Source organism: Comamonas sp. w2-DMI, assembly GCF_040187735.1.
Taxonomy (GTDB): Bacteria; Pseudomonadota; Gammaproteobacteria; order Burkholderiales; family Burkholderiaceae_C; genus Comamonas; species Comamonas terrae.
Map to the genome: position 1 here is coordinate 16,049 of NZ_JBANEL010000017.1, position 12,762 is coordinate 28,810.

General features: G+C 65.6%; 12 protein-coding genes. 9 read left to right on the plus strand and 3 right to left on the minus strand.

Going from position 1 to position 12,762, the window contains the following annotated elements:
* Window positions 1-105: 105 nt before the first annotated feature.
* From V8Z74_RS17195 to V8Z74_RS17230, 8 genes are all read left to right on the plus strand, one after another.
* Window positions 106-699: a peptidylprolyl isomerase gene (locus tag V8Z74_RS17195; protein WP_349710329.1), complete on the plus strand. Its 594-nt coding sequence runs from the start codon at window positions 106-108 to the stop codon at window positions 697-699.
* A gap of 73 nt (window positions 700-772) precedes the next feature.
* Window positions 773-1,300 carry a peptidylprolyl isomerase gene (locus V8Z74_RS17200; RefSeq protein WP_066472061.1) on the plus strand — a complete coding sequence of 176 codons (528 nt, stop codon included), beginning with the start codon at window positions 773-775 and terminating at the stop codon, window positions 1,298-1,300.
* A 186-nt stretch (window positions 1,301-1,486) separates the two neighbouring features.
* Window positions 1,487-2,233 carry a UDP-2,3-diacylglucosamine diphosphatase gene (locus V8Z74_RS17205; protein ID WP_349710396.1) on the plus strand — a complete coding sequence of 249 codons (747 nt, stop codon included), beginning with the start codon at window positions 1,487-1,489 and terminating at the stop codon, window positions 2,231-2,233.
* Window positions 2,234-2,501: 268 nt separating this feature from the next.
* A complete protein-coding gene (dnaG, locus tag V8Z74_RS17210; protein WP_349710330.1) occupies window positions 2,502-4,520 on the plus strand; it encodes a DNA primase in 2,019 nt (672 codons plus the stop codon).
* Window positions 4,521-4,797: 277 nt separating this feature from the next.
* Window positions 4,798-7,218, plus strand: a complete 2,421-nt coding sequence (rpoD, locus tag V8Z74_RS17215; protein ID WP_349710331.1) for an RNA polymerase sigma factor RpoD — start codon at window positions 4,798-4,800, stop codon at window positions 7,216-7,218.
* Window positions 7,219-7,415: 197 nt separating this feature from the next.
* On the plus strand, window positions 7,416-8,459 hold the full coding sequence (locus V8Z74_RS17220; RefSeq protein WP_349710333.1) for a tripartite tricarboxylate transporter substrate binding protein: 1,044 nt from the start codon (window positions 7,416-7,418) through the stop codon (window positions 8,457-8,459).
* 230 nt (window positions 8,460-8,689) lie between these two features.
* The gene (locus V8Z74_RS17225) at window positions 8,690-8,995 is read left to right on the plus strand and encodes a winged helix-turn-helix transcriptional regulator (RefSeq protein WP_066472074.1); all 306 of its coding nucleotides are present in this window, start codon (window positions 8,690-8,692) and stop codon (window positions 8,993-8,995) included.
* Between the two features lie 143 nt (window positions 8,996-9,138).
* Window positions 9,139-9,492, plus strand: a complete 354-nt coding sequence (locus tag V8Z74_RS17230) for an FKBP-type peptidyl-prolyl cis-trans isomerase (protein WP_066472085.1) — start codon at window positions 9,139-9,141, stop codon at window positions 9,490-9,492.
* Between the two features lie 75 nt (window positions 9,493-9,567).
* Here V8Z74_RS17230 and V8Z74_RS17235 read toward each other — a convergent pair whose 3' ends face one another.
* On the minus strand, window positions 9,568-10,050 hold the full coding sequence (locus V8Z74_RS17235; RefSeq protein WP_066472087.1) for a hypothetical protein: 483 nt from the start codon (window positions 10,048-10,050) through the stop codon (window positions 9,568-9,570).
* On the opposite strand from V8Z74_RS17235, the gene V8Z74_RS17240 reads away from it, so the two are divergent.
* Window positions 10,045-10,248 (plus strand): hypothetical protein, encoded by a 204-nt coding sequence (locus V8Z74_RS17240; protein WP_349710335.1) that lies wholly within the window; start codon window positions 10,045-10,047, stop codon window positions 10,246-10,248. The genes V8Z74_RS17235 and V8Z74_RS17240 overlap by 6 nt on opposite strands.
* Before the next feature lie 8 nt (window positions 10,249-10,256).
* On the opposite strand, the gene V8Z74_RS17245 is transcribed toward V8Z74_RS17240, so the two are convergent.
* Together V8Z74_RS17245 and V8Z74_RS17250 are read right to left on the minus strand one after the other, a co-directional pair.
* Entirely contained in the window at window positions 10,257-12,359 is a 2,103-nt protein-coding gene (locus V8Z74_RS17245; protein WP_349710336.1) for a VC_2705 family sodium/solute symporter, read from the minus strand.
* On the minus strand, window positions 12,352-12,753 hold the full coding sequence (locus V8Z74_RS17250; RefSeq protein ID WP_349710337.1) for a DUF4212 domain-containing protein: 402 nt from the start codon (window positions 12,751-12,753) through the stop codon (window positions 12,352-12,354). The genes V8Z74_RS17245 and V8Z74_RS17250 overlap by 8 nt, the downstream gene beginning before the upstream one ends.
* Between the last annotated feature and the right edge of the window lie 9 nt (window positions 12,754-12,762).

Sequence of the window (12,762 nt, forward strand, 5' to 3'; positions counted from 1 at the left end):
CGACCACAGGGCTCGACAGGCAGTCGTCCGCCGGCTCCAGCGGCCTCCACGCATCTTCGACACTCCTGCCTGCAGGCAGGCTTTACGTTTCCCCAGGAGCGCTTCATGCCGAATTTCCGCCCCTTGACTTCTTTCCTCTCCCGCCGCCAGGCCGCACTGGCACTGACCAGCGCGCTGCTGACGGCGCCGGCCTGGGCCCAGGCCGAGCCCCAGGTGCTGCTCAAGACCAGCCTGGGCGACATCACGGTAGCGCTCAACGAGGCCAAGGCGCCCAAGACCGTGGCCAACTTCCTGCAGTATGTGCGCGACAAGCACTATGACGGCACGGTGTTCCACCGCGTGATCGACGGCTTCATGATCCAGGGCGGCGGCATGGACGCGGCCATGAAGGAAAAGCCCACGCGCGCGCCGATTGCGCTGGAAGCAGGCAACGGCCTGAAGAACGACCGCGGCACCATCGCCATGGCGCGCACGGGCGATCCCCACTCCGCCACCTCGCAGTTCTTCATCAACGTGGCGAACAACGACATGCTCAATGCGCCCAAGCCCGACGGCTACGGCTACGCCGTGTTCGGCAAGGTCGTCAAAGGCATGGACGTGGTGGACAAAATCCGCACCGTCGCCACGGGCAACCGCGGCATGCACCAAAATGTGCCCATCACGCCGGTGACGATCCTGTCGGCCACCGAAATCAAGTAACACCTCTGCGCTGCCTGCCCTCCTCTGAACCAGGACGCGGCGGCAGCCTCCCATCCACCTCTGAAAGACAGACATGAGCAATCCCCAAGTCGAACTGCACGTCACCATCAATGTGGCCGAGACCGCCACGCCCGGCGTGATCACGCTGGAACTCGACGCCCAGAACGCGCCCAAGACCACCGAGAACTTCCTGAACTACGTGAACAAGGGTTTCTACGACGGCACCATCTTCCACCGCGTGATCAAGAACTTCATGATCCAGGGCGGCGGCTTCACGACGGACATGAAGCAGAAGGAAACCGACGCGCCGATCGAGAACGAAGCCAAGAACGGCCTCAAGAACGACAAGTACACCATCGCCATGGCCCGCACCAACGACCCGCACAGCGCCACGGCCCAGTTCTTCATCAACGTGGTGGACAACGGCTTCCTGAACCACACCGCCCCCACCGGCCAGGGCTGGGGCTATGCCGTGTTCGGCAAGGTGGTCAAGGGCGAGGACGTGGTTGATGCGATCAAGAAGGTGCGCACCACGCGCAAGGGTTTCCACGACGACGTGCCTTTCGACGCCGTGGTGATCGACAAGGCCGTGGCACTGTAACCCCCTGAAGCGCTGTGCGCCTTCCCCCAAGGGGGACGACGGCCTCGCCGCGGGGCGGCCCTTGCTCGCCGTCCCCCACGTGTGCCGCGCCGGTTTTCAAGACCGGTGGCAGCGCCAAAGATTGCTAGATATTCTTTTCTAGTGGCTACGGATCCCCGCACGACCGTGCCCCCGGTGGCGCAGCTCATGGCTGCTCCCGGCTGGCGCACGGTCGATTTCATTTCCGACCTGCATCTGCAGCCTTCGGAGCCGCAGACCGTTCAGGCCTGGCGCGACTACCTGGCGCGCACCACGGCCGATGCGGTGTTCATCCTGGGCGACCTGTTCGAGGTCTGGGTGGGCGACGATGCGCTGGACGAGCCGGGCAGCTTCGAGGCCGAATGCGCGGCCGTGCTCCGGGCGGCCGCACAGCAGCGTCCGCTGTTCTTCATGGTCGGCAACCGCGACTTCCTGGCGGGCGAGGAATTCCTGCGCCGCAGCGGCATGACCGGGCTGGCCGATCCCACGCTGCTGCAATGGGGCGCAACGCGCATTCTGCTCAGCCATGGCGACGCGCTGTGCCTGGACGATGTGGAGTACCAGCAGTTCCGCGCGCTTTCACGCTCCGACACATGGCGCCGGCAAGTGCTGTCCCAGCCGCTGGCCGCGCGCCGGGCGCTGGGCAAGTCGGCCCGCAGCGAGAGCGAGATGCGCAAGCAGTCCGGCGCGCCGTACGCCGATGCCGACGCAGCCATGACCGCCACCTGGATGCAGGCGGCCGATGCGCGCTGGCTGATCCACGGCCATACGCACCGGCCTGCCGACCATGCACTGGGACAGGAACGCTGGCGCATCGTTCTCAGCGACTGGCATATCGACGCGGATGCGCGCCGAGTCCAGGTGCTGCGCGTGACGCGCGAGGGCTGGCAGCGGATCGCACCCGAGCAGGCCTGACCCCTTCCGGGATGCGGCTTCGCTATCGGTAAAGGAGCTTCCGGCGCATGTCTTTCTTGGTTTTTACCATCGAAATAGCTTGATCTCATTCACCTTCAAGCGCTAAACGCTATCAAATTCACTAAGCTCCACCCGGGAGCCAGCGCCCGCCGCCCTGCGCCGCGGGCGTTTCTCGTTGATGGGCCTGCCGCACATGGCCTGGGCCGATGCTGGCGCGCCTCATACCTTGGACGCCATCAGACATAGCAAGCCAAGGCAGAATACGCGGGTGGCCATTCCCCAATCGTTCATCCAAGAGTTGCTGTCCCGCGTCGACGTGGTCGACATCGTCGGGCGCTATGTGCAGCTCAAAAAGGGCGGTGCCAATTTCATGGGCCTGTGCCCTTTCCACAGCGAAAAATCGCCCTCCTTCACCGTCAGCCCCAGCAAGCAGTTCTTCCACTGCTTCGGCTGCGGCAAGAACGGCAATGCCATCGGCTTCCTGATGGAGCATGCCGGCATGGGCTTTGTCGAAGCCGTGCAGGAGCTGGCCAACCAATGCGGCCTGCAGGTGCCCCAGGACGACGTCAGTCCCGCCGAGCGCGAGCGCCAGGCCGCGCAAAAGCAGAAGCAGGCCAGCCTGAGCGACCTGCTCGAAAAAGCCGGCGAAGCCTATTGCAAGCAACTCAGGACGGCGCCGCACGCCATCGAGTACCTGAAAAAGCGCGGCGTCTCGGGCGAGATTTCCAGGCGCTTCGGCCTGGGCTATGCGCCCGCGGGCTGGCACGGCCTGGCCAGCGTGTTCGCCGAATACGACAACCCGCAGCTGCAGGAATGCGGCCTGGTCATCGTGAGCGAGGAAGACGGCCGCCGCTACGACCGCTTCCGCGACCGGCTGATGTTCCCCATCCGCAACGTCAAGGGCGAGTGCATAGGATTCGGCGGGCGGGTCTTCGGCGACGAAAAGCCCAAGTACCTGAACTCCCCGGAAACCCCGGTCTTCCACAAGGGCCGCGAACTCTACGGCCTGTTCGAGGCGCGGCAGGCCCTGCGCGACATGGGCTATGCGCTGGTCACCGAAGGCTATATGGACGTGGTGGCCCTGGCCCAGCTCGGCTTTGCCAACGCCGTGGCCACGCTGGGCACGGCCTGCACGCCCGACCATGTGCAAAAGCTGTTCCGCTTCACCGACGCCGTGGTCTTCAGCTTCGACGGCGACGGCGCGGGACGCCGCGCGGCCCGCAAGGCCCTGGATGCCGCCCTGCCGCTGGCCACCGACACGCGCTCGATCAAATTCCTGTTCCTGCCGGCCGAGCACGACCCGGACAGCTTCATCCGCGAATTCGGCCCCGAAGCCTTCTCGCGCTACGTGGGCGACGCCACGCCACTGAGCCGCTTCCTGATCGAATCGGCCAGCGAAGGCTGCGACCTGGGCCAGGCCGAAGGCCGTGCCCACATGGCCAGCAATGCCCGCCCGCTGTGGTCGGCGCTGCCCGACGGCGCGCTCAAGCGCCAGCTGCTGGGCGAGATCGCCGCGCTGGTGCAGCTCGACGCCCGCGACCTGGCCGACATCTGGGCCCAGGAGGCCGCACGCACGGCCCCGTTGCGCTCCAGCCAGGCGACAGCCCGCCATGCGCCGGCGGCCGGCCCTGGCACCCCCTGGGATGCAGTGCCCGCGCCCGACTGGGATCAGGGCTGGAGCCCCGCAGGCGCGGATGGCCATGGCAGCGACCCGGGCTACGGCCATGCTCCGCAAGGCGGCCAGGGCAGCGGCTGGCGCGGCAAGCGCTTCGACGGCAGCCGCAAGCCCTGGAACAGGAACAAGGCCGGCACCGACTGGACGGCGCCGCCGCGCGGCCCGCGCACAGCGCCCGCAACCCGCATAGACCAGGCCGCCCGCCTGCTGATGGCGCACATGGAATTCATGGAGGAGCTCACGCACGAGGACTTCGACGCGCTGGCCCGCTGCAGCGAAGGCCATGGCGGTCTGTTCCACTGGCTGGAAGCGCAGTTCACCGAGTCGGGCCCGCGCCCCTGGGCCGTGCTGCGCGAGCAGATGCGCGGCCTGCCCTGCGAGATGCTGGCCGACAAGCTCATGAGCGGCCCCCACGCCCACCCCGAGGGCGAAATCGATGAGCTGCGCCGGGAGCTGCGCGGCGTGCTCAACCTGATCCTGGTGGACCACCTGAAGCGCCAGGAAGAGCAAGCTCTCAAAGATGTAGCAACCGACCCTACTGCAGCAAAGCGTTATCTGGAATTCCAGGCCAGAAGAAAAAATTTATCCGCAATTATTGGCTCAGCCTCTTGATATTTTTCACCAAAGGTATAATTGATAGGTTATTGGCAAGAGCGACAGCAGCACCTCCGGCCCGGGCCCCGTGAAGCAATCACGTGATGGCAGCAACTGCATGGCCCAATATTCCGCAAGGACTGCACACCAAATGATCGCCCGACATCTTGCCTTGGAGATATCGACTCCCGAGCGGGCCAGGCCTGCTCACGCGCCGGCCTAGGCGGCGTTTGTTTGCACGTACGTTTGCGTTTCCCTTTGTGTTTGTGTGTGTTCGCTACCGTGAAAGGTGTTCATGCCCGTGTCAAAGTCCGTGAAGTCCAAGCAGGCTGCCGAAACCGCCAAGACCTCTACTTCCGCTTCCGCAGCCGCCAAGAAAGCCGGTGCCGCCAAGGCCGCTGCGAAGAAGAGCGCCGCGTCTGCGGCTGAAGCCAAGAAAGAAACCAACGTGGTTACCAAGTCACAAGCCGAACTCAAAGCACTGGCCGATGCGCTGCTGGCCGAAGCTGCGCCCAAGCGCGGCCGCAAGAAAGCTGCAGCCGAAGGCGAAGAAGCTGCCACCGAAGCCAAGAAACCCGCTGCCAAGAAGGCCGCCGCCAAGAAGACCGCGGCAGCCAAGGCCCCTGCCGCCGAAGGCAAGGCACCCGCCAAGCGCGGCCGCAAGCCCAAGGCCAAGGAAGCCAGCGACGACATGGACGATACGGACCTGTCGGACATCGACAGCGATCTGGAAGGCGAGATCGAGGAGGAGGTGGAAGTGGAGGCCGAAGCCTCGGCAACGCCCACCGAGAAGGTCAAGCCGCTGCGCATGAAGATCAGCAAGGCCAAGGAACGCGCCTTGATGAAGGAATTCGGCCTGGACGAGACCGTGCTGACCGAAGAGGAAATGTCCACCCGCCGCCAGCGCCTGAAGACGCTGATCAAGCTGGGCAAGACCCGCGGCTACCTGACCCACAGCGAGATCAACGACCACCTGCCCGACAAGCTGGTCGACGCCGAGACGCTGGAAGTCGTGATCTCCATGCTCAACGACATGGGCGTGGCGGTGTACGAGCAGACCCCCGATGCCGAGACCCTGCTGCTGAACAATACCGGCCAGTCCGCCACCACCGAGGAAGAGGCCGAGGAGGAAGCCGAAGCCGCGCTGTCCACCGTGGACTCCGAATTCGGCCGCACCACCGACCCCGTGCGCATGTACATGCGTGAAATGGGCACGGTGGAGCTGCTCACGCGCGAAGGCGAGATCGAGATCGCCAAGCGCATCGAAGGCGGCCTGATGGACATGATGGAAGCCATCTCGGCTTCGCCTGCCACCATCGCCGAGATCCTGACCATGGCCGAGGAAATCCGCGAAGGCAAGGTCGTCATCTCCACCGTGGTCGACGGCTTCGTCAATGCCGACGAGAACGACGACTACGTGGCCGAGGAGGACTTCGACGAATACGACGAAGAGGACGACGACGACGGCAAGGGTGGCTCCAAGGCGCTGACCAAGAAGCTCGAGGAGCTCAAGAACGAAGCCATGCGCCGCTTCGACGCCATGCGCGAGATGTTCGAGAAGATGCACAAGGTGTACGACAAGGAAGGCTACGGCGGCCCGGCGTACATGAAGGTGCAGAAATCCATCACCGAGGAGCTGATGACCATCCGCTTCACGGCCAAGACCATCGAGAAGCTGTGCGATCTGGTGCGCGCCCAGGTGGACGACGTGCGCAAGAAGGAACGCGAGCTGCGCAAGATCATCGTGGACAAGTGCGGCGTGCCGCAGGAAGCCTTCATCAAGGACTTCCCCGCCAACCTGCTGAACCTGCAGTGGGTGGTGGACCAGGCCGCCGCCGGCAAGCCCTACAGCGCCGTGCTGGAGCGCAACATCCCGCCCGTGCAGGAGCTGCAGCAGGCCTTGATCGACCTGCAGTCGCGCGTGGTCGTGCCGCTGGACGAGCTCAAGCGCATCAACAAGCGCATGAACGACGGCGAGCGCGCCAGCCGCGATGCCAAGAAGGAAATGATCGAGGCCAACCTGCGCCTGGTGATCTCGATCGCGAAGAAGTACACCAACCGCGGCCTGCAGTTCCTGGACCTGATCCAGGAAGGCAACATCGGCCTGATGAAGGCCGTGGACAAGTTCGAATACCGCCGCGGCTACAAGTTCTCGACCTACGCCACCTGGTGGATCCGCCAGGCCATCACGCGCTCGATCGCCGACCAGGCCCGCACCATCCGCATCCCGGTGCACATGATCGAGACCATCAACAAGATGAACCGCATCTCGCGCCAGCATCTGCAGGAGTTCGGCTTCGAGCCCGATGCATCCATCCTGGCCGCGAAGATGGAGATCCCCGAGGACAAGATCCGCAAGATCATGAAGATCGCCAAGGAGCCGATCTCGATGGAAACCCCCATCGGCGACGACGACGATTCCCACCTGGGCGATTTCATCGAGGACAGCAACAACACGGCGCCCGTGGATGCGGCCATGCAGGCCGGCCTGCGCGACGTGGTCAAGGACATCCTCGACGGCCTGACGCCGCGCGAAGCCAAGGTGCTGCGCATGCGCTTCGGCATCGAAATGTCCACCGACCACACGCTGGAAGAAGTGGGCAAGCAGTTCGACGTGACGCGCGAGCGCATCCGCCAGATCGAGGCCAAGGCGCTGCGCAAGCTCAAGCACCCGAGCCGCAGCGACAAGCTGCGCAGCTTCATCGACTCGCTGTAAGACAGCCGTCTTTGCAGCCAGGCCCCGTACCGCAAGGTGCGGGGCTTTTTCTTTGCGCCCCTGCAGCACAGCGCCAATTTGATACAGGTTGACACATCGACGGGCGGCTGAGGGACAATCCCCCGATCCGCAAGATCCAAAGCGCCCGCCTACCGCGCAGGCCCACAACGCGACAGCCCGAAGAGATGGAGGAACCCATGCCCAGCCCTACCTGCCCCCCAGCCTTCCGTACCGGCACGGCCCGCTTTTCCCGCCGACAGCTGCTGCTAGGCGGCACCGCTGCGCTGCTGGAGTTGCCCGGCCTGGCCGGCGCCGCCAATGCCGCCACGGCTGCGCCGGCCGCCGCCCGCCAGAAGATTGCCAGCCGGCTGCGCATCGTGATCCCGGCCAACGCCGGTGGCGGCTGGGACCAGACAGGACGCGCGCTGGGCGAGGCCTTGCTGGCCAGCGGCGCTGCCGATGCCGTGGACTACGAGAACATGGGCGGCAAGGGCGGCACCATAGGTCTGGCCCACTACGTGCAGCAGTACGGCAGCCAGCCCGACACCCTGCTCATCGGCGGCATGGTCATGGCCGGCGCCATTGCGCTGCAAAAGCCGGCGGTGGATCTGTCGGCCGTGCAGCCGCTGGCGCGCCTGACCAGCGACTACATCGTGGTGGCCGTGCCCAAGGATTCGCCCATCCGCAGCGCCAAGGACCTGACCGCGGCGCTGCGCAGCGACCCGCGCTCCCTCACCATGGCCGGCGGCTCGGCCGGCAGCGTGGACCATATGTTCGCCGGCCTGCTGATCCGGGCGGCCAAGGCGGCCCCGGACCAGCTGTCCTACCTGCCGTTTGCAGGCGGCAAGGACGTGGTCAATGCCCTGCTCCAGGGCAAGGCACAGCTGGGCCTGTCGGGCTACAGCGAATTCAGCGAGGCCCTGCGCTCGGGCCAGCTGCGCGCCATCGGCATTTCCTCGCGCCGCAGCGTGTTCGGCCTGCCCACCTTCAAAGAGCAGGGCGTGGATGCCGACATGGCCAACTGGCGCGCCGTGTTCACGGGCAAGGGCGTGAGCGCCGCGCGGGCGCAGGAGCTGCTGCAGGCCGTGGAGCAGGCCACGCTGCAGGAAAGCTGGCTGCGCGCCCTGCGCAGCAACCGCTGGGACAGCGCCCTGCAGTCGGGCAAGGACCTGCGCGAATTCCTCGAGCTCGAGCAGACGACAGCCAGCGTGATGACCTATCTGCTCAAGCTCAAGAGCTGATTCCCGCACCGGCGCGGGCTGCTCCAAAACCCTGATGGCGCACGTGGCAAGTCCACAACACTTCGCGCGGCTTTGTTGGCTTTACGACTTCAGGACGTTGCAATTATTGATTTTGAGCTACTAAACTTGTAGCAAAATAAATTACACGCTATAGTCGACCAGGACTTGGCGCCAGGCCCACCCCGGTGTGCCCACGCTCAAATAACACCACTGCGCAAGGAGAAGCGTCCATGAGCTCCAAGGAAAACGCCGCCATCAACCAGTTGTTCGAGAAACTCGAATGCCGCTATGCGTTGCGTGTGTTGTGGGCCCTGCGGGACGGACATCCCCAGACGTTCCGTCTGCTGCAAGACAGCGTGGGCGGCATCACTCCCAACACGCTCAATACCCGCATCAAGGAACTGCGCGAATGCGGCCTGCTGGAGCACGGCAACGACGGCTACACCGTCACCCTGGCCGGGCAGGACCTGCTCAAGCGCCTGTCGGACGTGCAGGCCTTCGCCAACCGCTGGGTTGCTGCCCGCGCCAAGAAATAAGCAAACTTTCCGTCACTGCGCTGCCCGGTGTTGCGCAGTACATTGAAAACTGCCTTCCTCCAAGGGCCCAAGCTTTGCTTGCCGGCCCTTTTCCATCGCCTTTTTTCCCGCTTTTCCAGCGACCGCGCTGAAAGGAACTCATCATGGCTTTCAACACCACCGCCTCCGGCCTGCAATATGAAGACACTGTTGTGGGCGAAGGCGCCGAAGCACGTGCCGGCCAGACCGTGACCGTGCACTACACCGGCTGGCTCTACAACAACGGCGTGCAGGGCGCCAAGTTCGACTCCAGCAAGGACCGCAACGACCCCTTCGTCTTTCCCCTGGGCGCCGGCATGGTGATCAAGGGCTGGGACGAAGGCGTGCAAGGCATGAAGGTCGGCGGCCAGCGTACGCTGCTGATCCCCGCCGAACTCGGCTACGGCGCCCGCGGCGCCGGCGGCGTGATCCCGCCCAATGCCACGCTCAAGTTCGACGTGGAACTGCTGGCCGTCTGAAGCCGGCCCTGCCCATGAAAAAAGCGGCCCCCGGGCCGCTTTTTTCATGCCTGTCCCGGAGTCCGGAGGAACCGGTCAGGGCTGCTGGGCAAACAGCGCCTTGTGCAGCGGTGCATAGGCCGCTTCGCCGACGGCCTCGCGGATGCGCGGCGCCAGTGCCGCCAGCTGCTCGTAGCCCATGGCGGCCTCCACGGCAAGGTTGAGCCTGAAACCCTTGAGCCCGAGCTTGCCCGTCAGCGCCACGGCCAGCGGATAGGCCTGCCGGTAGCGCTGCCTCCTGCCCTCGCCCGCGTCGCCGGGCTCTGCGGGTTCGGGCGCCGCAGCCGCCTGCGCCGAAGCCACCTCCGGCGGCCGGGACTCGCGCGGCGCCAGCCATTGGCGGTCGACCAGCTTCATGATGTCGTCGCGGGTCACGCCCATGGCCGATGTGGCCTCCAGCACCTGGGCCAGGCTGCGCTGGCCGTCGAACAGCAGGAATGCGGAGCGCAGCCGCTGCGGCAGATCCGCATGGCGTTCCTTGAAAGCCTGCTGGCCGGCGAGTGTTTTGACGAAATGCATGAAGCCCGCAACCTCCCCTGTGTTCTCTGCATGCAGGGTGTCATAGTGGTAAGCAATTGCAAGGCGGGTTTTCCTGAAAACCGCCCGCATCTTGCGTTTGCTCAAAAAAAAGAAAGCGGCCTGCGCTTGGTCTTCAACATTTTCCATATGAAATCTATGGATAAACCAGAGCTGGCAAGCGTTGGCAGCTCGCAATGAAAGAGCATTCAGGCAGCGCCGCGCCTGCGGCGCCAGCCATCCCAGCGGCTGACCAGCCAGGTCACGGCAAAGCCCGCCGGCACGCCGAACACGCCGGCCGAAATCGGCTGTATGCCCCACCAGAGTTCGTCGCTGCGCAGCATGGATGGCAGCACGCCCTGCAGGCCGGGCACATGGGCCAGCATGTAGTACACCGCCACCGCCAGCCCCAGCAGCATGCCGGCCACGGCGCCGCGCCGCGTGGCGCCGCGCCAGAAGATGCCCAGCACCATGGCCGGCACGAAGGCCGAGGCCGCCAGCGAGAACGAGGCCGAAACCATGGGCAGGATGTCCGACGAGCGCCGCGCGGCCACGAAGGCGGCCGACAGCGCGACCACCAGCAGCGTGAACTTGGACAGGATGACGCGCTGCTCGGGCGAGATGCGCCGCGCCCCCGGGGGCAGCTGCCGCTTCTGCCAGCGCTCCTGGAAGTACAGGTCGCGCACCAGGGCATTGCTGATGGTCAGCAGCAGGCCGTCGGCCGTGGACAGCGCCGCCGCCAGGCCGCCCGCCGCCACCAGGCCCGAGACCACGTAAGGCATGCCGCCCAGCTCGGGCGTGGCCAGCATGATGAGGTCGGCGCCCATGTGGATCTCGGCGAACTGCAGCATGCCGTCGCCGTTGATGTCCTCCACCGACAGCAGCGAGCCATCCACATGCGACCACTGCGCGATCCAGTTCGGCAGGTCGTCAAAGCGCGTGCCCACCAGGTTGTGCAGGACTTCGTACTTGACCAGCACTGCCAGGGCGGGAGCGCTCAAATACAGCAAGCCGATGAAGAACAGGCTCCACGCCACCGAGCGCCGCGCGCCAGACACCGAGGGCGCCGTGTAGTAGCGCGTGAGCAGGTGCGGCAGCCCGGCCGTTCCCACCATGAGGCAGAACATGAGGGCCAGGAAATTGCGGCGGCTGTTCTCGTACTCGGCCTGCTGCTGCGGCGTGCCATGCGGGTCGCCCGCAAAAGGCTGGCTGTGCAGCGCAATGCCGCCCATGGGCTTGGCCCGCTCATGGGTTTCGTGCAGCTCGCGCGTCCAGCGCTCGCGCGCCGTGGCCTCATCGCGCGGCATGGCGGCCAGTTCGCGGCTGGCAGCCATGATGGCGCCGATATTGCCGCTGCTGTTGCGCAGCTCGCGGATGTGCTCGCTCAGCGCCTGGCGCTCGGCCGCCAGCACGCTGGGTACGTCGCGCAGCTTGGCTTCGAGCACCCGGGCGCGCAGCTCATAGGCCTCCACGGCGGATTTCTCGGCTTCGGAGGCCAGCAGCCCGTGCTCCAGCTGCGCGATCTTGCCCAGTTGCTGGGTGTAGCTGACCGGAGCCCAGTACGAGCCCAGCTGCTTGTAGGCCAGCCACGACACGGGAATCATGAAGGCCAGCAGCATCACCACATACTGGGCCACCTGGGTCCAGGTGATGGCCCGCATGCCGCCCAGGAAGGAGCACAGCAGCACACCGCCCAGGCCCAGCATGATGCCGATCTCGAACTGCACGCCGGTCAGGCGCGAGGCGATCAGCCCCACGCCGTAGATCTGCGCCACCACGTAGGTGAACGAGCACATCACCGCGGCCAGCGCGGCAATGATGCGCGGCCAGCGCCCGCCATAGCGCACCTGGAAGAAATCCGGCACGGTATAGAGCTTCATGGCCCGCAGATAGGGGGCGATCAGCATGCCCACCAGGCAAAAGCCGCCCGTCCAGCCCAGCACATAGGCCAAGCCGCCCACCTGCCCCGGCGCGCCGGCAAAGCCCTGCAGGTACAGCGCGCCCGACAGGCTGATGAAGGAGGCCGCGCTCATCCAGTCCGCCGCAGCGGCCATGCCGTTGTACAGCGGCGGAATGCGCCGCCCCGCGACGTAGTACTCCTCGGGGTTGCTGGTGCGCGAATAGACGCCGATCCCCGCATACACCATGACGGTGCAGAACAGGAAGATCGGCCCTATCCAGTGGCGCGACAGCCCGCGCCCCTCGGCCCACAGCATGGCCAGCACAAACCCGGCCACGCCCAGCACGTACAGGAACAGGATACGGTGCAGCCGCCAGTAGTAGGCCCTGGACAGCGCCAGCTGCTCAGGCATGGGGCATCGAGGTGCTGGAAGGCGGGTGCGGCGATGCTGCCGCGTCCTCGCGGGCAGGCGCACCGCCGGCAGGAGGCTGGCGTTCGAAATAATCCATGGCCACACAATAGACCACGATGAGGGCCAGGAACATCAGGACCGCCCCCTGGGCCGCCATCCAGTACGCGATGGGCCAGCCCGGCACCAGGGCCTGCAGGTCGCGGGCGAAATAGCAGGTGCCAAACGAGGCTGCCCCCCAGATCGTCAGCAGCAGGGCCTTGAGCCTGAGGTGGTGGGAGCCGTGCAGGTCGGGCGGAAAGACCGCCCCCGCCGGTACGCCGAAGCCGTCGACGGCATCGGCCGTTTCGGCGTCAGAGCCATGCGAACCATGCAAAGGCGCACGCGGCATCTGCATGGCTCGGCT